Origin of the sequence: Actinomycetospora rhizophila, from assembly GCF_042657905.1 — a bacterium.
GTDB lineage: Bacteria > Actinomycetota > Actinomycetes > Mycobacteriales > Pseudonocardiaceae > Actinomycetospora > Actinomycetospora rhizophila.
This window is the reverse complement of the sequence record NZ_JBHSKG010000001.1, coordinates 366,193-389,074: the sequence shown is the minus strand read 5'-3', so window position 1 is coordinate 389,074 and position 22,882 is coordinate 366,193. Positions and strand designations below refer to the sequence as shown.

The following is a 22,882-nucleotide window of genomic DNA, read 5'->3' as shown; positions in this document are numbered from 1 at the left end:
CACCAGCCCCGGCACGAGGACGTGATCCCGGTGACGACCACGCAGGAGTCGACCACGGTGGTCCCGCTCGGCGAGTACGCCGACGGCGACTTCTACCCCGGCTACGAGCCGCGGCTGGAGTCGCGGCCGTTCCTCGCCGAGCCGCTCGCGCCCTTCACCCGCGCCGACGAGGGCCGCTTCTGGATGCGCGACTCGCAGCACTTCGCCGAGGGCATCACGCCGGCGAGCATGGCGCTGCTGGAGGACGCCCAGACCTGGGGCACGCAGTACGGCGCCGAGATCGTCGGGATCCCGCCGACGGCGGGCATGGTCAACCGGATCGCCGGCGTCCACGTCTACCTCGGTCAGTGCCCGATCACCTCGCTGTGGCAGATGGGCGCCCGCGCCGAGCGGTTCGGGGCGTTCGCCGGGCCGCGTCTGGCCGACTTCGCGACCTACTGGGCGGGCTACCGCGCCGAGCTCGAGGCCGCCTACGCGCACTTCGACGGCCTCGACGTCGACGCCCTCGGCCGCGACGAGCTGCACGCCGCGCTGGTCGACGCGATCGCCTTCCACCGGCGCGGCTGGGGCGTGCACTTCGAGGTCATGTACCTGCTCGCGGCCAACTACGTCGCCCTGTTCCAGCTGGTCAGCGACCTGGGCCTGGAGACCGGGCAGATCCCGAAGTGGCTCGCCGGCGAGGAGACCGCCTACCTGCAGACCGACGAGGGGCTCTGGCGCCTCGCCGGACGTGCCCGCGAGCTCGGGGTCGCCGACGCGCTCGCGGCACCGACCGTCGAGGGCGTCCGGGCGGCGCTGGAGGGGACGTCAGGCGGCGCGCAGTGGTGGTCCGAGCTCGAGGCGTTCCTCGCCGTCTGGGGCCAGCGCACCGACGAGACCGCGACGATGGACCGGCCGTCGTGGGCCGAGCACCCGGCGACGCCGCTGGGCACCATCCGCGAGTTCCTCACCCGCCCCGAGGGCCACGACTTCGCGGCCGCGCGGCGCGAGGTGCTCGCCGAGCGCGACCGTCTCGTGGCCGAGGCCCGCGCGGCGATCTCCGACGAGGACCGCGCCCGCTTCGACGAGGCGCTCGCGTCCAACCGCTCCGCCAACTTCGTGTGGTGGAACGAGGAGCACAACTTCCTCATCGACCGCCGCATCCACCTGCCGATCCGGCGCCTCACGCTCGCGGCCGCCGACCGCCTCGTCGCCGACGGCGTGCTCGACGCGCGCGAGGACGTGTTCTTCCTGTTCCGCCACGAGCTGCTCGACCTGCTCAGCGGCGGCGGGCCGGCCGACTGCCGCGCGCTGGTCACCGCGCGCCGCGACTACTACGACCACTGGTCGGCGCGCGGGGGCGAGCTGCCGCCCGTCGTCGGCACCGTGCCCGACGCGGTCAACGACCCGATCATGACCGAGCTGTTCGGCCTCACCCCCGACTACTTCGCGACGATCAAGGGGCAGCGCGCCACGGCGACACTCTCGGGGTTCGCGGCCTCGCGCGGCACGGTCGTCGGCACGGCGCGCGTGATCCGCGCCGCGCAGGACATCGACCAGGTCCGCGACGGCGACATCCTCGTGTGCGGCGGCACGACCACCGAGTGGACGCCGGTGTTCGGGCTGGTCAGCGGGTGCGTCACCGACACCGGCGGCACCCTGTCACACACCGCGATCATCGCCCGCGAGTACGGCCTGCCCTGCGTCGTCGGCACCGGCGTCGCCACCTCGACGATCACGACCGGCGACCGGGTGCGCATCGACGGCGATCGCGGCGTGGTGGAGGTGCTGGGGTGAATCTGCACGAACTGGCCGGCGTCGCCGAGCGCGCCGCCCGCGCCGGCGGGGCCGTGCTCCTCGAGTACCAGGACAAGATCCTCGAGGTCACGCTCAAGGACGCCCGCGTCGACGTCAGCTCCTCGGCCGACCTCGCCGCGCAGGAGGCCGTGATCGCGGCGATCCTCGCCGAGCGGCCCGAGGACGTCGTGCTCGGCGAGGAGGACGCGCCGGACACGAGCGCCCCGGCCGTGGGCCTGCGCTGGTGGGTCGACCCCCTCGACGGCACGCGCGCGTTCATCGACGGGTTCCCGTGGTTCGCGACCGCGGTGTCGGTGACGCTCGACGGCGACCCGGTCGTCGCCGCGATCTACGACCCGCTGCGCGACGAGCTGTTCGCCGCCGTCCGCGGGGGCGGCGCGACGTGCAACGGGCGTCCGCTGCAGGTGTCGCCGGCGGAACGCGCCGCCGAGGTCGTCGTGGTGGTGCAGGCGCAGTCGTCCCACCCGGTCGTCATCGCCGAGTTCGCCCGGCTGATGCGCGCGATGCTCACGGTGTCGGGCGGCGTGCGCTTCCCGGGTGCCCCGGCGCTGGTCATGGCGCACATCGCGGCGGGCCACCTCGGCGGCTACGTCGAGCGCGACATGCCGCCGTGGGACGTCGCCGGCGGCCGGCTGCTCGTCGAGGAGGCCGGCGGGCGCGTCACCGACTTCGACGGGCGGACCCGCGACGCCTCCACCCGCTACGACGTCGTGGCCAGCAGCGGCGGCGGCGTGCACGACGAGCTCGTCGCCGCCACCGGCATGCGCTTCGAGGAGGGCTGATGACCGTCAACACCGAGATCGCCGTGACGACCACCGGCGGCTGGGCGCGTCCGGGCTGGTGGGACGTCGTCGAACCGGCCGAGGCCGCGGGCCGCTTCGGACCCGACGACGAGCGCGAGCTCTACGACGACTACTGCCGCCTGGCGATCGACGACCAGGAGCGGTGCGGGCTCGACATCGTCACCGACGGCGAGCACCGCCGGCGCGGCTGGATCGAGAACATCACCGCCGCGCTGCCCGGCCTCGAGCTGCAGCCGGCGCCGCGGCGTCTCGGCGCGCTGGGCTACGACATGCTCGACGTCTGGAAGGTCACCGAGCCGCTCGACGGGCTCACGTGGATGTGGGACTTCGTCGGCGAGTACCGCTTCCTGCGCGCCGCGACCGACCGCCGCCCGCGGGTCGGCATGCCGGGGCCGTACGGGATGACGACGGAGCTCGACTTCCGCGACGTCTACCCCTCGCGCAAGGCGTGCGCGGAGGCGCTGGTGCCGGCCCTGCGCGGGCACATCCAGGAGCTGCTCGACGCGGGCTGCGACTACATCCAGCTCGAGGAGCCGATCACGCCCGCGGTCGCCGACGACGACCGGACGCCCCAGGCGATGGTCGACGTCATCAACAAGGTGGTCGACGGGTTCTCCGGCTGCACCTTCACCGTGCACATCTGCTTCGGCTCGTTCCGCCGCCTGCCCTACGCCAAGCGGACCTACCGCTGGCTCTTCCCGACGCTGCTGGACGCGAACGTCCACGGCTTCAGCCTGGAGTTCGGCGGGCGGGAGATGGCCGAGATCGACCTCGTCGGGCAGTGGGACCCGGCCCGGATCCTGTCGGCGGGCCTCGTCGACATCAAGACGCACTACGCCGAGACCCCCGACGACCTGGTCGAAAGGCTGAGGACCTGCCTGAAGTACCGGAACCCCGACGCGCTGGAGATCTCGACCGACTGCGGGCTGCGACGCGTGCCGCGCAACCTGGCCATCGCCAAGATGACGGCCGCCGCGCAGGCCGCGGAGAGGGTGCGTCGAGATGGCTGACATGACCATCAGGGCCGAGACGGTCGGCAGCTTCCTGCGGCCGCCGGCCCTGCGCGACGCGATGAGCATCGGGATGACCCACCTGCGCGAGGTGCAGGACGGCGCCGTGCTCGAGGTCCTGGAGCTGCAGCGATCGGTGGGCCTGCCCGTGGTCGGCGACGGGGAGATGCGCCGGCGCATCTGGCACGGCCCGGTCCTCGACGTCACCGACGGCTTCGACCCGGAGGGGTTCACGCGCACGTGGACGGCCCCCGACGGGCGCACCGCGTCGCACACCTCGCCCGTGGTGGCCTCGCGGCTCACCGAGCGCGGCAGCCTCGTCGACGTCGAGGCGGGCTTCGTCCTCGCCCACGCCGACCGCCCGGTGAAGGTGACGCTGCCCGTCCCGACGAACTTCCTGAGCTACTGGACCGCCGGCGTCTCCGACCGGGCGTACCCGGACCCGCAGGAGTTCCTCGACGACCTCGTCGCGATCATGAACCGGCAGGCGCGGGCGCTGGCCGACGCCGGCGTGCGGTACCTGCAGCTGGACGCGCCGAAGTACACGTTCCTCGACAACCGGCGGCTCTTCCCCGAGCCCGAGCGGTGGCAGGAGCAGCTCGCCGAGTACGTGCGCACCGACCGGCGCGTGTTCGACGGGCTGGGAGACGACGTCGTCACCGGCATCCACATCTGCCGCGGCAACTACCGCAGCATGTACGAGAGCACCGTGCCCTACGACGAGATGGGCGAGGTCCTGTTCTCGGAGGCGCGCTACGACCGGCTGCTGCTCGAGTACGACGACGCCCGCGCGGGCGGCTTCGCCGCGCTGCGTCACGTGCGCCCCGAGAGCACCGCGGTCCTCGGCCTGGTCACCACCAAGCACCCCGAGCTCGAGTCGGTCGACGACCTGCGCCGGCGGATCGACGAGGCCGCGTCCGTCCTGCCCCTGGAACGGCTCGCCCTGAGCCCGCAGTGCGGCTTCGCCAGCACCTGGGAGGGCAACGAGCTCTCCGCGGACGACCAGCGGCGCAAGCTCGAGACGGTGGTGCGGACCGCGGAGCTGGTCTGGGCGTAGCGAGCGCACGAATGCCACGTGTGTCGTTCGTGGTGGGTCACGATCGGGTCACCGAACAGTTTCGGACCGGGGTGATGCCACGCGAACGGGTGAGCTATGGTCCGCCGCATGAGCCAGTCGGGTGACGCCGGTCAGACCAACGTGTTCGACCTGACGAAGCGGGGTTACAACCCGAACCAGGTCGACGGACACGTCCAGGCACTGCTCTCCCGGGTCGAGGTGCTCGAGCACGCCCACCGGCAGGAGCAGCAGCGCGCCGACGAGGCCGAGGCGGAGCTGACCCGGGTCCGGAGTCGCGCGGAGCGGCCGTCCGACGGCGAGGGCGAGGCCGTGCAGAACGGCTTCGGCCACCGCATCGAGCGGGTGTTGCGCGTCGCCGAGCAGGAGGCCGCGAACGCCCGCGCCACCGCGGCGCGCGAGGCGTCGGCGCTGATGGAGCGCACGCGCAAGGAGGCGGACTCGCACCGTCAGGACATCGAGCAGAACCTGGCCGCTCGCCGGGCCGCCCTCGACGAGGAGGCGCTGCGCCGGCGCGCCGACCTCGACGAGCGCGAGCGCGAGCTCGACGAGCAGGCCTCCGCCTCCCGCGAGGAGGCCGAGCAGACGCTCGCGGAGGCGCGGATGGGCGCCGAGCAGATCACCCGCGAGGCCGAGGCCGAGGCCCAGCGCCGCCGCGACGACACCGAGTCGATCATCCGCCGGCGCCACACCGAGGCCGAGAACGAGCTCCAGCGGCTCAAGGGCCTGCACGACGGCGTGCGCACGGACCTCGGTCGGCTCCTCGAGTCGCTCTCGGGCCAGCTCCCGAACCGCGACGGTCAGCGCCACCTGGCCGTGGCCGCCGCCTCCGCCGACACCGCGGTCCACCCGGTGCACGCCGACCACGGCGCGCGGATCGACGAGACCGGACCGTCGTGACCGCCGGGCGGACGGCGCCCTCGCGCTACGGCGCGGTGATCGGCACGCGCGGCGTCGCGCGGGCGACCGACCAGACCGTGGTGATCGCGCCGGCCGTCGACGCGCCGGCCGCTCCCGCCCGGCAGGCGCTCGACGGACTGCCGTCCGTGCAGCGCCGGATGCTGGTCCTGCGCTGGTCGCACGGCATGGCGGTCCACGAGATCGCCGCGCTCGACGCGGTGCCGGTGGACGTCGTGGAACGCCGCCTCGTCCACGGCGCGCTCGCCTTCGCCCACCTCCTCGGCCTGCCGTCCGGTGTTACCAGCCCCGGCGTCGTCGCGGCCCGCGAGATCGCCGCGCTGGGTCCGCGCGCGGAGCTGTCGCCGGCGGGCGGCCGTGCTCCCGTGCGGATACCGATCTCCGCGTCGGGCCCGGTGGTCGGGCCCCGACCGGCCACGACCCCGCCCCTCGACGAGCCGCGCGACCGGCGCCTGCCCATCGCCGCCGCCTGCCTCGCCGCCGCCTCCGCGGCGGCTCTCGGGGTCGCCGCCGCGACGGCGAACGTCGACGCGACGGGGTCCGGCGCGTCGACCGGTCCGGGCCCTGGACCGGCGCCGGGGCTCGGCGCCGTGATCCCGGGACCGGGCGCCCTCGGCGGGGGCCCGGCCGCACCGGCCCCGGTCGTGGGCGGGACCGGTGACCTCGGGCTGCCCGGCAACGCCTCGGCCGCGCCGGACGGCTCGGTGCCTCCCTCGCTCGCCGCCGCCAGCGCGCCGGCGCCGGTGGGCGCGCTCGGCGTCGTCCCGGGTGGGAGTGGGCCGGTCGGGGTCGGGCCCGGTGCTGGTGGTGCGCCGGTCGGTGGTGGCGGTACCTCGCCGGCGTCCACGTCGCACTCGTCGTCGACGTCGTCCCCGAGCTCGTCGTCCCCGGACTCCCCGGCCCCGACCTCCCCGAGTGCGCCGTCGTCAAGCGCGGACCCGGCACCGAGCTCATCGTCCGCGGAATCGACCCGCAACGACCCGCCCCCGCGCGCCCACGCCTCGAGCGGGGGTCGTGGTGGTGATCGCGGCGACCGCGACGAGGCGGGTCGCGACCGCGGCCGCGGTGGCGAGCGCGGTGACCGTGGTGGCGAGCGCGGCGGCGGTCGCTGAGCCGCTATCCCGGGCGCCGGTCGATCACCTCCTCTCCGAGGCGAGGGACGGCGGTGCGACGGCGTCGACGAGGCGGAGGTCGGCGACGTAGATCGCCTCGTCGGTGACCTCGTCCGGCCCGGGCACCGCGTCGAGGCGCACCGGGTCGGCGGGGCGGTACGTGGTGCGCCGGTACCGGCGGATCTCGCGGACCCGGTACCGACGCCGGCACAGCGCCACCGCCTCACCGTGGTCGGTCCCGGCCGCCAGCTCCGGGTCGAGGTAGAGCGCGCCCTCGATCCACAGCCGTCCGTCGCCGGGTTCCGTGCCGGCCCAGTTGACGGGGAAGAGCCGGCCGTCGACGTCGAGGACGTCCACCCGGCAGCTGCGTGCGCCCGTGTCGAGCGGGGCTGTGATCAGCGCGCCGCGGCCGTCGAAGCACCCGAACTCGTCGACCTTCCAGGTCTCGCTCTCCGACAACGCCGGTAGGTACCCGGCGACGTAGATCGCGGGCGCGACCTCCACCTCACGTCCGACGACGATCGTCGACAGCTCGCCGGTGGCGAGGAGGTGCGGGAGGAGCTGGACCGTCACCTCGCCGTCCCAGCGCTCCTCGCTCAGCGCCCGCCGTCCGAGCGTGCGACGCACGAAGTCGCCGCTGTCCTCGTGGTGGCGCCCGGCCACCGTCCGTTCCTTGCTCCGCCGCGCCCGTGCGGGTTTCGCCATGTCTGCCTCCTCTGCTCTCTGTGTGTTGGAGAGCGGGGAGTGCCGATCGGTTCCCTCGGGTCGAGGGCTGTGGACAACTCGGGGTCAGGAAGGTGTCGGGCCATCCACCGCAGCGAACATGCACGGCTGCCAGGGCTCGTAGGGCTTCGTGCCGGAGACGACCGCGTCCACGTACTCGAGATGGCGGGCCGACTCGTCCGGCGAGGAGGGCCACGAGAGGAACTCACCGGGCCTCGTGCCGATGTCGCCCGGCACCAATCGACCCTCGCGGACGAGCCGCGCGACGAGTGTTCCGGCACGTCGCAGCAGGGCCAGATCGTCCTCGCCGCCCTCGGCGAGGCTGACGATCCCGATCGCGTGACCCATGTCGATCCAGTCGACCCGAGCCTCCTCGACGATGTCGTCCATCATCTCGAGCTCTCCGTCAGCGGCCATTCGTGCCGTCATACGCCGAGTCGGTCGAGCAGCTCGGGGGTCGCGAACCAACACACGTCGCCGAGCGGGACATACCCGTTCTCGCCGATCACCTCGTCCGCCGCGACGCGGAGGCGGGCCACCACGTCTCCCGGCTCTCCCGGCCACCGCTGGAACCCAGCGGCGGTGAGGTCACCGGCCACGAGCCGGCGGTCGGCGACCAGACCGGCGGCGATCTCCACCGCGCGCCGCGAGCGGGCGGGCTCCCCCTGGTCGAAACCCTCGTACACGCCGACGCACTGGATGATGAAGGCGAAGCTCACCCAGTCGTCCTGACCCTCGTCGAGGATCTCCGACTCGATCGACATCCCGGGCAGGACGCTCACCTCTTCGGTAGGTGGACCTTGAAGGATCCGTGGTCGGGACTGTGGACCTCGGTGACGGGCAAGTGGGTCGAGCCGGCTACGGGTCGGTACATGACCCGCGTCCCGTCCGGGAGGAGCACCATCTCACCGGGCAGCGACGTGTTCTCGATGCGCTGACCTCCGACCGAGAGCTCGTCGAAGACGCGGCGCACCTCCTCCGGCGTGTCCACCTCACGGGGCACGATGCGCCGTCCTGGAGAGACTCCTGGCCTGCCGATGTGCACGCCGCCGGTCGCGGCGTGCTCCGCGGCGGTCCGCCCTTCGTACCGCCCCTCCGCGGGCCCAGCGCTGCCCGCGCCTGCCGAGCCCGATCCCAGCGCGTCGGCCGCGTGGACCGTGCGCTCCAGGCGCCCGGCCACACCGGCACCACCCACCGCGGAGAGGCCGGCGCCGGTCAGGACCTCGCCCGCCCAGCGCGTCGGGTTGGTGGCGGCCTCGCGCGGGTTCAGCGCCTGCTCGATCGTTTCGCCGGGGTGGGTGACGGCGTGCGCGGCGCCGGTGGCCAGGTCCTCCCAACCCTCCACGGCCGCCGCCGGCTCGACGAGGAAGCGGGTGGGGTTGATCTGCCACAGGAACTGGCCGGTCGAGGAGAGCTCCGACCACACGCCGCCGACGAAGTCGCCGAGGAAGCCGCCGACCTGCTGCGCCACCGACGGCGCGGGCGGCGCGAGGTCACGGGCCCGGCCGACGATCGGTGCGGCCCGATCTCCGGCCTCGGCCACCGCCGTCCGGGCTGCGCGCAGCCGTTCGGCCGCGGCTGCCCGTCCGGGCTCACCCGGGTCGGGCTGGTCAGGAGCGCGTGGTTGCGCGCTCAGCGCCTGCGCACCGGCCCACTCCCTCACCGCGGCCTCGGCCTCGGCCCGCGCCCACTCGAGGACCTCGACGTAGTCGCCGATCGCCTCGGCAGCCCGGAGGAACGCCTCGCCGCTCCCGGACCAGTGCGTCGGCACCGGCTCGAAGACACGGCGGAACGACTCGGCCGCCTCGCCCTGCCACTCTCCCGTGTCGACGCGACGCAGCCCGTCACCCGCCCCGATCAACGCCGCGCCGAGCCGCGCCATCGCCGACTGCGCCGCCCGCACGCCGTGCGGGTCGCCGGGTACCAGCGCCGTCGGATCAGCGGACTCCCCGAGCTCCGGCACGACTCACCGCCCCCACCGGAACTCGCCGGCGACCAGGCCCTCGGCCTCCGCATACGCGCGCGCCGCCTCGCCGAGCCCCTGGGCCAGGGCGTTGCCGTCATCGGTGAGGTTGGCCAGCCCGTGCGACCACCGCGCGCCGAAGTCGGCCGCGACCGCCCCGAGCGCCTCGTGGCCGAAGGACGACGGGGTCGTCACCAGCTCGTCCGCGTCGTGCGCGGCGAGCTCCTCCATGACCGCGTCGACCCCGTGGGCGGCGTCCAGCAGCGCCTGGAGCACCACCCGGACATCGGCCACGAGCGCGACGGTAGGCAGTTCGACTCCTGTGGACGTGCGGTTCCGCGCAGAATCCCCTCCCGATGAGCAGAACGGCGCGGACCGAGGACTACACCCGCGCGGTCCTGCGCGTCCCCGACCTCGGGGTGACCCTGCGGCCGCGGCCGGCCGGGCAGGTCGTCGGCGCGTTCCCCTTCGAGGCGCCGGTCCACGTCGTCACCGCCCACAACCCCGGCGCCGAGCGCCCGGGCGCGGCGGAGAACGCGGCACGACAGGCCCGTCTCGAGGAGGACCTCGACGCGCAGGGCGTGCGGTGGCGGCGGACGGTCGCGGGCGCCGAGGACGGGTCGCACGCCGAGGAGGGCGCGCTCGTCGTCGGGCTCGACGACACCGCCGCGTGCGCGCTGGGTGCGGCGTGGGGCCAGGACGCCGTGTTCCGGTGGAGCAGCAGCGCGTGGACCGTGCTCGCCTGCGACGGGTCGCCGTCGGTCGATCTCGGGTGGGAGCTCGGGTTCTGACCGCCCGCGTGATCGGGGGCAGGATGGTCGGTGTGAGCGACTGGAATCAGCAGATCATCGAGGAGTTCCGCGCCAACGAGGGGCACGTCGGCGGCCCGTTCGAGGGTGCTCCGTTGCTGTTGCTGCACCACACCGGCCGGAAGTCGGGCACCGAGCGCGTGACCCCGATGATGTACCAGGCCGTGGGTGACGGCTATGCGGTCTTCGCGTCGTACGCCGGCGCCGACATCCACCCCGCCTGGTACCACAACATGCTGGCGAACCCCGACGTCAGCGCCGAGATCGGCACCGAGACCGTGGCGCTGCGCGCCCGCGACCTGCCGGCCGACGAGCGCGACCCCGTCTGGGAGAAGCAGAAGAAGGACTACCCGGGCTTCGCGGACTACGAGAGCAAGACCGACCGGACCATCCCCGTCGTCCTGCTCGAACGGCGCTGATGACCCGCCCGGTGTGGAACAAGCTCGCCCACAAGCGGGGCGAGCTGCTCAGCCGCGACCTCGCCCCCGACGTGCACGCCGAGCGCTGGGCGCAGCGCTACGACGGCCGGGTCGGGGAGCTCAACCGCTGGGTCGACCACGTCCGGGACACGACCTACGAGAACCTCCCCTACTTCGATCCGGCGAGTGCGGGCGCCGGCGCGCGCGTGCTCGTGCTGCTCCAGGACCCGTCGGGCGAGGCGGAGGAGGGCTCCGGGTTCATCAGCAAGCACAACAACGACCCCACCGCGCACAACACCTACATCGCCGCCGAGCGCGCCAAGCTCGGCTACGACGTCTCCCTGCACTGGAACGTCGTGCCGTGGTGGGTCGCGAACCCCGCGAAACCGGTGCGGTCCCTGGAGAAGGAGGCCGTGCGGGCGCAGCCGTACCTCGTCGCGCTGCTCGAGATGCTGGACCCGCCGCCCTCGGAGGTGGTGCTGCTCGGCAAACCAGCCGCGCGGGCGTGGACGCGGCTGGTGCGGGCCGGGCTGCCGGAGGGGTTGCGCGGCGCGACGGTGGCGCAGGCTCCCCACCCGAGCCCGCTGGTGTTCCCGCGCGTCGACCCCGCGACCGGCCGCGGCAACAGCGACATGATCGTCGAGGCGATGCGCCTGGCCGGTCAGCGCGCCCGCGGGGAGAAGGTGCGGCCGGCGGCGGGCGGTCCGGCCGGTCGGCGGCGCCCGTTCTGAGGGGCGTCGCTCTGGAGCATCTCGACCGGTTCTCCCGTCCTGCCCCTACGGCGGTGCAGATCTCGCTAGCGTCTCGGCGCGAGACGGTCCGGCGAGCGGAAGGACGGCGCGATGACCGAGCCCCTGCCCCCGCCGCTGCAGGCGGACTCGCCGGTGATGCTGCCGGACGGCACCTCGGTCCCGCGGTACCGACCGCCGGAGGTCGGGGGCGGGTCGTTCACCGTCGATCTGGCCCGAGCGCCGGAGGCGATCCGGGAGCTGGAGGCGGCACGGGAGGAACTCAACAGCATTCGACGTGATGCTCTCGACCTCGGTCGCGTCACTCCTCCGACGAACGACCTCGTGACCCTGGACGCCGCGAACCTCCTCGGGGTGACGGCAACCGGAGGTCCAGGCTCGTTCGTCAGCGCACTCGATGCTGGTATCGCTCAGGTCGAGGCACTGATCAGTAACGTCAGGGTGGCCATGGATGCATATCGGGGCGTGGACGAGCAGGCTTCGTCGGACCTGAGTTGAAGCACCGACGCGCGGTTCTCATCGCCATCTGCGCCGCGAGCGTCGCCGCCTGCGCCACGAGCAGACCGCCGACGGAGCCGGTAGTGCAGGACCCGCGCCATGGAGCCCCGGCAGTGTCGTCGCCGCGTGACCTCGCGACGTTCGCTGCACGTCCGTGCGACGGCCCGCTCTCACGCCAGGATCTGCGACCGTTCGGCATCACCGTGCCGGGCGAGCAACGTGCGGTGCCGAGCGGAGCACAGGGTTGCGAGTGGACGGACCGAACAACGCGCATCGAATTCGGCACCGTCGTGTACCCCGATCGCGACATCCTTGTCGACACCTACCGCAGCCGACTCTTCCCGATCTTCGTGCCGACCAACATCGATGGCCTTCCTGCGACTCTCGAGCAGTCGGCTCGAGACTCGATCACCTGCACCATCACCGTCGGCACCGCAGAGGACCAGGGCTTCGTCTCGACGTACACGCAGCTCGAGGTCCCGGCCGGCGAGCAGCCCGACGACCCCTGCGGTCGAGGCCAACGCATCGTCGAACGCATCGTCGCGGCGCTCCCGCCACTCCAGAAGTGACGGCTCTCGACGCGTTCACGTCTACCCTGACCTCGCTACCCGCGTCGGTCGGCGACACGGTGCTGGTCGGGGTCGACGGCTTCTCCGGCGCCGGGAAGACCGCGCTGGCCGAGGACCTCGCGGTCCACAGCGACATCACCGTCATCTCCATCGAGGAGTTCTACCTCGGGTGGGCGGGCCTGGCGGAGGGGCCGGCGCGGGCGGTCGCGGGGCTCGTCGAGCCGCTGCGTCGCGGCGAGCACCCGCGGTGGCGGGCGTGGGACTGGGAGCACGGGACGGAGGGCCCCGAGCGGGAACGGCCGATCCGCACGCGGGTCGTCGTCCTCGAGGGCTGCGGGGCCGGGGCGCGGGTGCTGCGGGGGCACGAGGCGCTGACGGTGTGGATCGACGCGGACCCCGACGAGCGGGAGGGTCGGCTGCGGGACCGCGAGGACTGGCCGCTCTACGCGCCGCACCGGGACGCCTGGTGGCGGGCCGAGCACGGGCTCGCCGAGCGCGAGGGGCTGCCCGGGGCTGCCGACGTCGTCGTCCGACGCGGCGCGAACGGGTCCGTGGAAAGGCTTCGCGGATGAGACTGTGTGTGCTCACGGTGGGTACCGTCCGACTGTGAGCACGACGAGGGACGATCCTGCACCGACGACGCCGGACGTCTCCCCCAGCGACGCCGAGCGCTGGCACGAGGTCGTGCAGTGGAAGGACCGGGAGCTGCAGAGCTCCTCCGGGATGCTCAGCCCCGTCCTCAACGGACTCGCCGGGGTCCGCGAGGAGGTCACCTCGTTCCTGCGCCGCGTTCCCGGTGTCTCGCAGGTGGACGACGGCGTGCAGACGGTCCTCCACCAGATCGCGGCGGCCGGCGCCGGGGCGGGCGCGGCGACGCTGCGGCGCGACGCGGTGTTCGCCGACTTCCGCGCCCAGGGCCACGACGTCACCGACTTCAAGGACATCCGCGACCTCGACATCACCGACATCGAGGCGGCGATGCCGCGCCTCGACCTCGGTTACACCGTGTTCGCCGGGGTCCAGGGCGGCGTCACCGGCATCCTGACCACGACGGGCGTCACGGCGGCCGCCGGCGGGACGGGCGGCGCCGGGCTCGGCAGCCTGCCCGGGATCGCGGTGATGGTCGGGGCGCTCACCGGCGACACGCTGCTCACCGTCGCGTCGTGCACGCGGGCGATCGCGCACGTCGCGGCGTATCACGGGTACGACGTCACCAAGCGCTCCGAGCAGATCATCGCTCTGGCGGTCCTGGCCGTCGGGCTGTCGTCGGACGAGGACGCGCCGCAGGCGTACCAGGACCTCTCCGAGCTGATCACCGCGAAGACCGAGGAGAACCAGAAGCGCAAGCAGCAGCAGGCGCAGATCCGGCGCCTCGGGCAGGCCGTGTACCAGCGGCTGCTGGGGCAGATCGGCCAGCGGGAGCTCGCGCAGCTCGTGCCGGTGCTCGGGATCGGCGTGGGTGCCGTGCTGTCGGCGCGGCTGCTGGCGAAGGTCGTCGACACCGCCGAGCACCTGTACCGCGAGCGCTTCCTGCACGACAAGTACGAACTGCCCTTCGGCGTGGAGCTGCCGTTCGACCCGGCGCACTACGCGCCCTACGTCGACGGTGAGCCCGACGACGGCGGCGACGACATGGACGACGAGGGCGACGAGATCTTCGCCGGCGCCTGAGGACCGAGATCGTGGTGGCTTTTCTTACGTTGAGTGTCAGCGTGGCCCCCACGCTGACTCACCCCCGGGCCTCGCCCCGCCCCTCGGACGACGCCGCGACGTGGGCGCGGACGTCGGCGACGGACGTGAACACCTGGTAGCCCAGCTCGCGGAGGCGGTCGCGGGTCGGGTCGGTGACGTCGGGGTCGAGCACCACCGGCGGCGCGAGGGCCCGCCGGCTGATCCCCGTCGGCCACAGCGCGGTGGCGTCGGCGAGCACGCCGCCGCCGCGGGGGTCGTGCACGCGCGCGTCGCGCCGCGGGGGCGGGAAGCCCTGGGCGGCGAGGTCGGCCACGAGGTCGTCGAGGGTCTCGGGCACCGCGCCGCCGAGGATCGCGCGTCCCGAGCGTCCGCGCCGCGGCCGGTACTCGGTGCGGTCCCCGGGCGCTGACTCCACGACCGCCAGCGGCCCGGTCGGCGCCTGCGGCGTGATCCCGGCGGCCGCGGCGGCGTCGAGCACCGGGGTGAGCGCGCTCTCGGGGTCGGCGACCCACCGCGACTCGGCGATCCGCACGACCGGCCACCCGCAGCGGCGCAGGTCGTGCTCGGCCTCGACGTCGGCGCGGGTCACGGTGCGGCGCTGCTCGTCGCCGTCGCAGAGCACCGCGAGCCGGCCCGTCGCGCCGGTGACGACGAGGTCGAGCACGCGCCCGTGCACCTCCACCTGCGGGACCACCGCGAAACCCCGCTCGGACAGGCCGGCGAAGACCCGCTGCGCGAACAGGCTCCCGAACGCGGGGTGGCGGTGCTCGCGGTCGACCTCGGCGGGCGCCGGCCGGTTCTCCGGCGCGCCCGCGGACCCCACCGGCTCCACCGCCGTGACGTGCTCGAGGAGCTTGCGGCGCAGGTCGGCGGGGGTGAGGTCGTCGACGCCGACGGAGTGGAAGAGCCACATCTGGTCGCGGGCGCGCGAGGCGGCCACGTTGAACGCCTGGCGGTAGCGCTCGGCGGTCAGCGCCACGAGCCGGTGTCCCGGCGCCACGACCATCGACAGCCACACGACGTCGCGCTCGTCGCCCTGGAAGTCCGCGGCGACGCCGACGCGCAGGCGGCGGCGCTCCCAGTCCTCCACCGACAGCCGGCTCCGGAGCAGATCCTCGATCAGCTCGACCTGTCCGTGGCCCTGCAGCACGACCACCCCGAACGTCGCACCCGCGTAGGCGGGGTCGTCGGCGCAGCGCGCGACGGCGTCGACGAGCGCGGCCGCCTCGGCGTCGTTGGCCAGCGACGACCCCTGTCCGCGGACGGTCGCGCCCGGCACGAACGTCGCGCGCAGCGGCGGCAGCCGGTCGGCGCCGAACTGGCGCAGCGGCACGAGCGGGGCGTCACCCTCCCCCGGCCCGCTGTAGAACTCCCGCGACGACCACCCCACGATCTCTGGCATCGACCGGAAGTGCTCGCGCAGCCGGATCGGCGGCCCGAACGTGGCGCGGAACACCGAGAACACGCTGGCCCGCGGCGTGAACTGGCTGCGCAGGTAGAACGGCACCTCGGGCAGGTCGGTCTCCAGGCGCGCGAACGCCGGCTCGAGCGAGCCGACGCCGACGTCGGCCGGGGTGCACTGGCGGTCGTCGCCGACGACGATCACCCGCGGGGCCAGCCAGAGCAGGAACAGGCTGGTCAGGTCGGCCTGGCTGGCCTCGTCGACGATCACCACGTCGAACGCGTCGGGGCGGGGCTCGACGGTGGCGAGCACCTCGCGGATCGGCATCACCCAGGCCGGGACGGCGTCGCGGGCGACCTCGACGGCCTCGCGGGCGGCGGCCCGGTAGCGGTCGGCGTAGCGCCCGGTGCCCTTGCCGACCGCGGCGACCGAGGCGCGGTGGCTCTGCAGCGCGCGCATCTGCTCGGCGGTGATCCGGGTCAGCGACGCCCGCCACGCCTTCGCCGCCGCCAGCCGGGCCGTCGCGCCGGCGAGCTCGACGTCGAGGTCGGCGAGCCGGTCCGGCGCGTCCTCGGCGGCCGCCCACTGCCGCACCCGCGCCGCGGCGCGCGCGTACGCCCACGCCTGCTCGAGGCGCTCCTCGCGGTCGGGCCAGGGTTCGCCCGCGTGGGCCCGCAGCAGCTCGGTCAGCCCGGGCGCGGCGGCGTCGAGACGGCCGGCGAGGGTGTCGGCGCGGCGCTGGTCGCGGGCCTCGGCGTGCGCGGTCTCGACGGCGAGCACGGCGTCGGTGTACGCGTCGGGGTCACGGCGGCGCAGCGCGTCGAGCACCGCGACGAGCTCCGGGGCCTGGCGGGCCGGCGGCACCCCGGCCTGGACGCGCTCGATCACCTCGTCCAGCTCGCCGCGGGCCAGCTCGGCGGCGCGGGTGTCGTCGACGTCGAGGGTCAGCGTGGTGAGCACGCGCAGGCGGGCGAGCGAGTCGACGCGCGGGCGGTCGTCGGGCGGCAGCGCGGCCAGCAGTCGGCGCACCCCCATCGCCGCCGTCAGCACCCGGCCCACCGCCCGGCAGGTCGCCCGCAGCGCGAGGACCTGCTCGACGAGCAGCGCACGGTGCTCGGCGCGGCGCAGCGGGTGCCCGAGCGGGCCGAAGCCCTCGGAGAGCCGGTCGGTGATCTCGAGGATGCGCAGGTGGTGGGCGATCGCGGACGCCCCGGAGACGGTCGCGGGGTCGGCGCCGTGCAGGTGGATGTCGGCGAGGTAGGGCTCGACGGCCTTCTGCTCGTCGGGCTTGAACAGCCGCCGGGTCGTGCCGCCGTCGGCGAGGAACGCCGCGAAGCGCTCGAAGACCGGCGCGGCGGTGGCGACATCGACGCCGTCCTCCACCCGGACCTGCGCCGGGCCGGCGCGGCGGTCGTGCTCGAGCACGGTGTCGACGGCGCGCAGCCCGTCGGTCGCGCGGGCCCACAGGTGCCCGGCGCGCCCGGAGAGGACGGCGTCGGTGACCCCGTGCGCCCAGGCGGCGTCCCCGTCGGTCGTGCTGCCGGTCTCGTCCAGCTCGGCGAGCGCGTCGGCCACCCGGCGGCTGACCTCGGGCAGGTGCGCGGCCGCGTCGGGGGGCAGCCCGCCCAGGGCGGAGACGATGTCGCCGACGTCGCCGGAGGTGGCGTCGAGGCCGCGCACGACGGCGGCGGCGAGCTCGGCGACGTGGTCCTCGGGCGGCAGCTCGACCGGCGGCGGCAGCACGAGACGGGCCCGCTCGCGGCGCTGCGGGGTCTCGCTCGCGAGCAGGTCGCGCAGGGTGCGGAACTCGGTGGTCGACAGCGGCGGCGCGGGTGGGAGGTCGACGTCGGGGTCGACGACGTCGGCGAGCCACCCGTCGCGCTCGCCGACGAGGTGCAGGCGGCGAGCGATCTCGGCGCGCGTCCCGGTCATCCCCGGGCCCAGGTCGCGCTGGACGGCGGTCTCGGCGGCGCGCTCGGCGACCACCGCGTCGAGGGCCGCCTCGCGCTCGGCGAGCAGCCCGTCGCGGCGGGCGACGAGCTCCGCGATCACGCGGTCGGCCTCGTCGGGATCGAACTCGGTGCTGCGCGCGGCGAGCCCGGCGATGCCCGGGTCGTCGTCGCCGTCGGCCAGCGAGAGGCACAGGTCGCGCATCTCGGGGGGCAGCTTGTCGCGCAGCACCCGCAGCGCCTGGGCCTTCTCGCTGGTCACGAGCACGCGGCGGCCCTCCGCGAGCAGCGCGCAGAGCAGGTTGGCGATCGTGTGGGTCTTGCCGGTGCCCGGCGGGCCCTCGACGACGACGCCCGAGTCGCGCCCCAGCCGCCCGAGGATGCGGCCCTGCGCGGCACCGACGGGCAGCGGGAACAGCGGGTCGGTGACGGGCGGCTCGTCGTGGCCGGTGCGCGCGAGCCACGCCGCGCGGTCGGCGGGCTCGATCGCCGCGACGAGCTGGGCGAGCCCGACGGGCAGCGGCCGGGACCCGTCGGCGAGGTCGGCGACCATCGCGTCGTAGTAGGTGCGCAGGGCGGCGGCCCCGCGGCGGCGGGCGACGAGCGTCGGCGCGGGCACGAGGGCGGTGCCCGGACCGGTCGGGCCGATCCAGTCGTCGCCGCGGGTGTGCTCGACCCGCAGGTGGCGCTCGGCCCACCGCGCGAGGCGGTCGACGAGGTCGGGGTCGAGCGGGGAGGCGGGGGCGCTCCCGTCGGCCCGGACGGAGTCGTCGACGAGTCCCGTGCCCGCGAGGAGCTCCTCGTCCTCCCAGACGGTGGCGTCGCCGGCGAGGGTGACCACCATGTGGTCCGCGTCGTGCTCGATGCGCACCGGGCGGGACAGCAGGTGCACGCGGACGTCCTGGTCGGGGGCGTGCAGCAGGCCGCCGGCGAGGACCAGCTCGACGGCCTCGGGCTGGTCGGCGGCGGCTCGCATGAGGTCGAAGAGCGCGTCGAACGTCGCGCGCATCGGGCCCTCGGCGGACGCGCGGAGGATCTCGTCGCCGGCCTCGCGGGGGCGGCGGATCGCGGACTGGTCGGCGACCTCGACCAGCGGGAGCTCGCCGACGTGGTGGCGGGTGTGGCGCACCGGGCGGGCCCGGGCGAGCGCGACGCGCCGCAGGACGCCGACGAAGCGCTGGACGCGGTCGCGCAGGGCGGGATCGTGCTCGGGGCCGGCGGCCCGCTCGCCGGCGCCGTTCGTGCGGGCCGCGTCGTGCGGGCGCACGGCCGGTGCCTCGACCGGCTCCTGCGGCACGCCCACGGGCACGCTCCCTTCCTGGCCCTGCATCAGCCCCCGCTGCGACGGACCACGATCGCATCCCGTCCCCGGGCCGACCACGCGCGCCCGGGCCCGAGGAGGATCCGTCCGGGGGAACCTCCGCCGGAAAACGGACGGAACCGTCCGGGCCCCGCGGCCGTCGAACCCTGTGACGCTTCGGGGCAGGGAGGGTGGATGGTGACGAACGCACGGTCGGACGACCCGCAGGAGGCGGCGCGCTTCCTCGCCGGTCTCGCGGCGGCGGGCGGGCGCGGCGAGCAGGTCACGGCCGTCCTGCGGGCGCGCTACGGCACGTCGCGGGTGCTGGTGGCGGGCGCCGAGCTGGCGCTGCTCGACGCCGCGGACGCGCTGCACGCGCGGGGCTGGGGTCCGCGCGACGTGGGCGAGGTGGTGCGCCGGCGGCTGTCGGTGGGACGGGTGGTGCTGGCGCTCGACGTCCTGGGCGCGGCCGCGGCCCGGCGCCCGCGCGGCGACACGGCGCTGGACGTCGACCTCGCCGACCTCGGCGCGACCCCGCCGGCCCGCGACGTGCCGCTGGTGGCGCAGTGGAGCTCGGTGCGCGGCCTCGATCCCGACGACGCGCTCGCCGCGAGCGTCGCCCTCGTGGGCCTGCTGCGCTCGCTGCCGACCCTGCCGTGGCTCGGCGCCGAGCAACGGGCGCCCGAGGGGGTCGACGCCCGGGTGCTCGCCCGGGTGCGCGGGCTCCTGGCCAAGGCCGAGTCGACCGAGTTCCCCGAGGAGGCCGAGGCGCTCTCGGCCAAGGCCCAGGAGCTGATGGGGCGCCACGCGCTGGAGCAGGCGCTGGTGGCCGGGCCCGCGGACACGGAGCCGCGGGCCGCCGCGCGGCGGCTGTGGCTCGACCCGCCCTACGCGAGCGCCAAGTCCAGCCTCGTGCACCAGGTGGCGAGCGCCAACCGCTGCCGGGCGGTCAGCCTCGCCGCCCTCGACATGGTCACGGTGATCGGGCACGCCGCCGACCTCGCGACGGTGGAGCTGCTCGTCACGTCCCTGCTGGTCCAGGCCGACCGGGCGATGCTGGCCGCCGACGACGGGTCGGTGCCCCGGTCGCGGACCCGCTCCTTCCGCCACGCCTTCCTGCTCGCGTACGCGACGCGCATCGGCGAGCGGCTCACCGCGGCCGCGCACGAGGCCCAGGCCCACGCGCGCGCCGAGCTCGGCGAGGGCCTGCTGCCGGTGCTGGCCGCGCGGGCCGAGGTCGTCGAGCGCACGGTCGGCGAGCTCTTCCCGCGGCTGACCCGACGGCGCTTCAGCGTCGGCAACGGCGAGGGCTGGGCCGCCGGGCGCGCCGCGGCCGACGCCGCCAGCCTGACGCCGGGGCGCGACGCGCTCGCCGAACGCTAGGGGCGAGGATGGCGGGATGGCCGGCCCCCGCGAGCGACGTGCCGAGAAGCAGCGCCGCCGCGACGCCAAGCGGGGTCGGACGCCAGCTGGTGCGCGCTCCGAGGACCCCGGCCTGCCGCCCGAGACCCTGCAGGCCCTGCTCCGCCGCGCCGCAGCCGACGTCGCCGCGGGTGACGAGGGCGCGCTCACCGAGCTGCGCCGCGTGCTCGCGGAGCACCTCGCCCGGCGCCGCGAGCGGGTGCTGGCCGCGTGCGACGCGGTGACCGCGGAGGTGGGCGGCCCCCTGGGCGGCGACCTCGGTGCTGCCCTGACCGCCGGGGAGACGGTGTCGGCCTGGGCGGAGCGCACCGGTGCCCGCACCGAGGAGGCGGCGGTCGCGACGGTCCGCCTGCTCGCGTCCTTGACCTGAACAATGGTCGAGGTCCTAGCGTCGTCGTCATGACCGAGGACCCCATCCCGCTCGCGGTGGTGATCGGCAGCGTCCGCGAGGGCCGCTTCGGTCCCGTCGTCGCCGCCTGGTTCGCCGACCGCGCGCGCCGGCGACCCGACGTCGCCGTGGACGTCGTCGACCTGCTCGAGACCGGCCCGGACGCCGGCTTCGCCGAGCGGATCGGCGCCGCCGACGCCGTCGTGATCGTCACCCCCGAGTACAACCACAGCTTCCCCGGACCGCTGAAGACCGCGCTCGACGCGACCGGCGGCGAGTGGCGCGACAAGCCGGTCGGCTTCGTCGCCTACGGCGGGCTCTCCGGTGGGCTGCGCGCGGTCGAGCACCTGCGCCCGGTGCTCGCCGAGCTGCACGCCGTCGGGCTGCGCGACACCGTGAGCTTCCACGGCGCCGCCGGGGCCTTCGACGCCACGGGGCGCCCGCGCGAGGAGGTCGCCGACGCCGCCGCGACCGTCCTGCTCGACGCCCTCGCGTGGTGGGCGCGGACCCTGCGCCGCGCCCGCCTCGAGCACGCCGCGGGGAGCCCGACGTGACCGGCCACGACCACCCGCGCCCCTACCCCGGGCAGGAGCTGTCGGTCGGCGAGGTCGCCGAGCGCAGCGGCGTCCCGGTCTCCGCCCTGCACTTCTACGAGCGCGAGGGCCTCATCCAGGCCCGACGTACCCCCGGCAACCAGCGCCGGTTCCGCCGCGAGGTGCTCCGGCGGCTGTCGTTCATCCGCATCGCCCAGCGCGTCGGGATCCCCCTCGCGGAGATCCGCGCGGCGCTCGACGGCCTGCCCGACGGCCGGACGCCGAACCGCAAGGACTGGGAGCGGCTCTCCGCGCAGTGGCGCGAGGAGCTCGACGACCGCATCCGCCGGCTCCAGCAGCTGCGCGACGACTTCACCGGCTGCATCGGCTGCGGGTGCCTCTCGCTCGACCGCTGCGGCCTCGCCAACCCGCACGACCGCCTCGCCGCCGACGGGCCGGGGCCGCGCAAGCTGGTCAGCTGAGCGCGCGGATCCGCCCGGGCGGGGGCGCCGGGACCACCTCGGGGTGCAGGGCGTGGGCGATCGCCTCGATGCCGTCGACCAGCCGCGGGCCGGCGCGCACCACGTAGGACGCCGAGTCGATCGCGACGATCGGGGTGTCCTGCAGGTGCTCCCGGACCGCGCCCGCCTGGGCCACGGCGTCGTCGAGCCCGAAGCCGCAGGGGGCGACGAGCACCACGTCGGGCGCCTCGTCGGCGATCCGGTCCCACGTCGTCGCGACGCTGCGCCCGCCGTCGATCCCGGCGAGCGGCTCCCCACCGGCGCGCCGGACCATCGCCGGCACCCAGTGCCCGGGCAGGAACGGCGGGTCCACCCACTCGAGCGCGAGGACGCGGGGTCTCGGTCGTTGCCGGACCGCCTGATCGATCGCTGTCAGCCGATCCTGCAGGCCGGCGACCAGGTCCGTCCCCGCGTCCGGCGCCCCCGCGGCCCGGGCGACGGCCGCGACGGCGTCGAGGACCTCGTCGAGGGTGTGGGGGTCGATGGTGAGGACCGCGGCGTCGAGGTGCAGGTCGGCCAGCGCCTCGGTGACCGTCGACTCCGGCAGCGCGCACACCCGGCACAGGTCCTGGGTGAGCACGAGGTCGGGGGCGGCGTCGCGCAGGGCGTCGCGGTCGAGCTCGTACTGGGGCAGGCCCCGCGCCGCGCGCTCGCGCACGACGGCGTCGATCTCACCGGGCGTGAGGCCGGCCGACAGCGCGGTGTCGACGACCACCGGCCGCGTCGCGCGGATGCCCTCGGGCCGGTCGCACTCGAAGGTGACGGCCACGAGGTCGTCGGCGAGCCCCAGCGCACCGACGATCTCCGTGGCCGCGGGCAGCAGCGACGCGATCCGCATGCCCCTATGTGAGCACTTTCCGGGGCTATAGGCCCGGAAAGTACTCACGTGGCGAGGAGCGGGCGGGGGTCGAAGATCGCGCGGATGGTCCGCGCGCGGCCGTCGACGACGTGCGCCCAGTTGACCGTGAGCACGGGGGCGCCGGTCGCGGTGGTGTGCAGGTCGTAGACGGTGCAGACGTCGGGGCCGTCGACGAAGACGTGCTTGACCTGCACGTCGGTGACGATGCCCAGCAGCCCGTGCAGGCTCGCGACGTTGTCGTCGACGCCCTCGACGTGGCCCATCGGGCCGTCGAAGACGACGTCGTCGGCGAGGACGTCGCGCAGCGACTCGGCGTCGCGGCGCCGCCAGCCCTCGAAGTAGGCGGTCATGGTCTCGGCGGGGGTGCGCAT

General features: G+C 75.1%; 25 protein-coding genes. 17 read left to right on the top strand and 8 right to left on the bottom strand.

Features of this window, described 5'->3' with window-relative positions; genetic code table 11:
- Positions 1–30 precede the first annotated feature (30 nt).
- From ACFPK1_RS01880 to ACFPK1_RS01855, 6 genes are all read left to right on the top strand, one after another.
- Positions 31–1,776 carry a PEP-utilizing enzyme gene (locus ACFPK1_RS01880; RefSeq protein ID WP_378019192.1) on the top strand — a complete coding sequence of 582 codons (1,746 nt, stop codon included), beginning with the start codon at positions 31–33 and terminating at the stop codon, positions 1,774–1,776.
- The gene (locus ACFPK1_RS01875) at positions 1,773–2,579 is read left to right on the top strand and encodes an inositol monophosphatase family protein (protein WP_378019191.1); all 807 of its coding nucleotides are present in this window, start codon (positions 1,773–1,775) and stop codon (positions 2,577–2,579) included. Before ACFPK1_RS01880 ends, ACFPK1_RS01875 begins: the two co-directional genes overlap by 4 nt.
- Positions 2,579–3,610, top strand: a complete 1,032-nt coding sequence (locus ACFPK1_RS01870; RefSeq protein ID WP_378019190.1) for a hypothetical protein — start codon at positions 2,579–2,581, stop codon at positions 3,608–3,610. Before ACFPK1_RS01875 ends, ACFPK1_RS01870 begins: the two co-directional genes overlap by 1 nt.
- Before the next feature lies 1 nt (position 3,611).
- On the top strand, positions 3,612–4,667 hold the full coding sequence (locus ACFPK1_RS01865; RefSeq protein WP_378019189.1) for a cobalamin-independent methionine synthase II family protein: 1,056 nt from the start codon (positions 3,612–3,614) through the stop codon (positions 4,665–4,667).
- 108 nt (positions 4,668–4,775) lie between these two features.
- The gene (locus tag ACFPK1_RS01860; protein ID WP_378019188.1) at positions 4,776–5,585 is read left to right on the top strand and encodes a coiled-coil domain-containing protein; all 810 of its coding nucleotides are present in this window, start codon (positions 4,776–4,778) and stop codon (positions 5,583–5,585) included.
- Positions 5,582–6,715, top strand: coding sequence for a sigma-70 RNA polymerase sigma factor region 4 domain-containing protein (locus ACFPK1_RS01855; RefSeq protein WP_378019187.1), 1,134 nt, complete (start codon positions 5,582–5,584; stop codon positions 6,713–6,715). Before ACFPK1_RS01860 ends, ACFPK1_RS01855 begins: the two co-directional genes overlap by 4 nt.
- A 24-nt stretch (positions 6,716–6,739) precedes the next feature.
- Here the strand turns inward: ACFPK1_RS01855 and ACFPK1_RS01850 are convergent, their stop codons facing one another.
- From ACFPK1_RS01850 to ACFPK1_RS01830, 5 genes are all read right to left on the bottom strand, one after another.
- On the bottom strand, positions 6,740–7,420 hold the full coding sequence (locus ACFPK1_RS01850) for a hypothetical protein (RefSeq protein WP_378019186.1): 681 nt from the start codon (positions 7,418–7,420) through the stop codon (positions 6,740–6,742).
- 84 nt (positions 7,421–7,504) lie between these two features.
- The gene (locus ACFPK1_RS01845) at positions 7,505–7,828 is read right to left on the bottom strand and encodes a hypothetical protein (protein ID WP_378019185.1); all 324 of its coding nucleotides are present in this window, start codon (positions 7,826–7,828) and stop codon (positions 7,505–7,507) included.
- A gap of 35 nt (positions 7,829–7,863) precedes the next feature.
- Positions 7,864–8,220 (bottom strand): hypothetical protein, encoded by a 357-nt coding sequence (locus tag ACFPK1_RS01840; RefSeq protein WP_378019184.1) that lies wholly within the window; start codon positions 8,218–8,220, stop codon positions 7,864–7,866.
- The gene (locus tag ACFPK1_RS01835; RefSeq protein ID WP_378019183.1) at positions 8,217–9,401 is read right to left on the bottom strand and encodes a WXG100 family type VII secretion target; all 1,185 of its coding nucleotides are present in this window, start codon (positions 9,399–9,401) and stop codon (positions 8,217–8,219) included. The genes ACFPK1_RS01840 and ACFPK1_RS01835 overlap by 4 nt, the downstream gene beginning before the upstream one ends.
- Before the next feature lie 3 nt (positions 9,402–9,404).
- Positions 9,405–9,695 carry a hypothetical protein gene (locus tag ACFPK1_RS01830; protein WP_378019182.1) on the bottom strand — a complete coding sequence of 97 codons (291 nt, stop codon included), beginning with the start codon at positions 9,693–9,695 and terminating at the stop codon, positions 9,405–9,407.
- A 62-nt stretch (positions 9,696–9,757) separates the two neighbouring features.
- Here ACFPK1_RS01830 and ACFPK1_RS01825 point away from each other — a divergent pair, with 62 nt between their 5' ends.
- The 7 genes from ACFPK1_RS01825 (at position 9,758) to ACFPK1_RS01795 (ending at position 14,116) form a co-directional block, all read left to right on the top strand.
- Positions 9,758–10,192 carry a DUF3293 domain-containing protein gene (locus ACFPK1_RS01825; protein WP_378019181.1) on the top strand — a complete coding sequence of 145 codons (435 nt, stop codon included), beginning with the start codon at positions 9,758–9,760 and terminating at the stop codon, positions 10,190–10,192.
- Positions 10,193–10,215: 23 nt separating this feature from the next.
- Positions 10,216–10,629, top strand: a complete 414-nt coding sequence (locus tag ACFPK1_RS01820; RefSeq protein WP_465252214.1) for a nitroreductase family deazaflavin-dependent oxidoreductase — start codon at positions 10,216–10,218, stop codon at positions 10,627–10,629.
- Complete coding sequence (locus ACFPK1_RS01815) at positions 10,629–11,360, top strand: uracil-DNA glycosylase (RefSeq protein WP_378019179.1); 732 nt, start codon at positions 10,629–10,631, stop codon at positions 11,358–11,360. The genes ACFPK1_RS01820 and ACFPK1_RS01815 overlap by 1 nt, the downstream gene beginning before the upstream one ends.
- A 111-nt stretch (positions 11,361–11,471) precedes the next feature.
- Entirely contained in the window at positions 11,472–11,876 is a 405-nt protein-coding gene (locus tag ACFPK1_RS01810; protein WP_378019178.1) for a hypothetical protein, read from the top strand.
- Positions 11,873–12,445: a DUF3558 domain-containing protein gene (locus ACFPK1_RS01805; RefSeq protein WP_378019177.1), complete on the top strand. Its 573-nt coding sequence runs from the start codon at positions 11,873–11,875 to the stop codon at positions 12,443–12,445. The genes ACFPK1_RS01810 and ACFPK1_RS01805 overlap by 4 nt, the downstream gene beginning before the upstream one ends.
- Positions 12,442–13,017, top strand: coding sequence for a nucleoside/nucleotide kinase family protein (locus ACFPK1_RS01800; RefSeq protein ID WP_378019176.1), 576 nt, complete (start codon positions 12,442–12,444; stop codon positions 13,015–13,017). Before ACFPK1_RS01805 ends, ACFPK1_RS01800 begins: the two co-directional genes overlap by 4 nt.
- 34 nt (positions 13,018–13,051) lie before the next feature.
- A complete protein-coding gene (locus ACFPK1_RS01795; protein WP_378019175.1) occupies positions 13,052–14,116 on the top strand; it encodes an EcsC family protein in 1,065 nt (354 codons plus the stop codon).
- Positions 14,117–14,174: 58 nt separating this feature from the next.
- On the opposite strand, the gene ACFPK1_RS01790 is transcribed toward ACFPK1_RS01795, so the two are convergent.
- Positions 14,175–18,791 (bottom strand): AAA domain-containing protein, encoded by a 4,617-nt coding sequence (locus ACFPK1_RS01790; RefSeq protein WP_378019174.1) that lies wholly within the window; start codon positions 18,789–18,791, stop codon positions 14,175–14,177.
- A gap of 192 nt (positions 18,792–18,983) precedes the next feature.
- Here ACFPK1_RS01790 and ACFPK1_RS01785 point away from each other — a divergent pair, with 192 nt between their 5' ends.
- Genes ACFPK1_RS01785 through soxR form a run of 4 tightly spaced genes read left to right on the top strand, consistent with a single transcriptional unit; the run spans position 18,984 to position 21,613 of the window.
- Positions 18,984–20,171 (top strand): DUF2786 domain-containing protein, encoded by a 1,188-nt coding sequence (locus ACFPK1_RS01785; RefSeq protein WP_378019173.1) that lies wholly within the window; start codon positions 18,984–18,986, stop codon positions 20,169–20,171.
- A 16-nt stretch (positions 20,172–20,187) separates the two neighbouring features.
- Positions 20,188–20,580 carry a hypothetical protein gene (locus ACFPK1_RS01780; RefSeq protein ID WP_378019172.1) on the top strand — a complete coding sequence of 131 codons (393 nt, stop codon included), beginning with the start codon at positions 20,188–20,190 and terminating at the stop codon, positions 20,578–20,580.
- A 29-nt stretch (positions 20,581–20,609) separates the two neighbouring features.
- Entirely contained in the window at positions 20,610–21,152 is a 543-nt protein-coding gene (locus tag ACFPK1_RS01775; RefSeq protein ID WP_378019171.1) for an NADPH-dependent FMN reductase, read from the top strand.
- Positions 21,149–21,613: a redox-sensitive transcriptional activator SoxR gene (soxR, locus tag ACFPK1_RS01770; RefSeq protein ID WP_378019170.1), complete on the top strand. Its 465-nt coding sequence runs from the start codon at positions 21,149–21,151 to the stop codon at positions 21,611–21,613. The genes ACFPK1_RS01775 and soxR overlap by 4 nt, the downstream gene beginning before the upstream one ends.
- Here the strand turns inward: soxR and ACFPK1_RS01765 are convergent.
- Together ACFPK1_RS01765 and ACFPK1_RS01760 are read right to left on the bottom strand one after the other, a co-directional pair.
- Positions 21,606–22,490 (bottom strand): ABC transporter substrate-binding protein, encoded by an 885-nt coding sequence (locus ACFPK1_RS01765; protein WP_378019169.1) that lies wholly within the window; start codon positions 22,488–22,490, stop codon positions 21,606–21,608. The genes soxR and ACFPK1_RS01765 overlap by 8 nt on opposite strands.
- 44 nt (positions 22,491–22,534) lie before the next feature.
- A complete protein-coding gene (locus ACFPK1_RS01760) occupies positions 22,535–22,882 on the bottom strand; it encodes a nuclear transport factor 2 family protein (RefSeq protein ID WP_378019168.1) in 348 nt (115 codons plus the stop codon).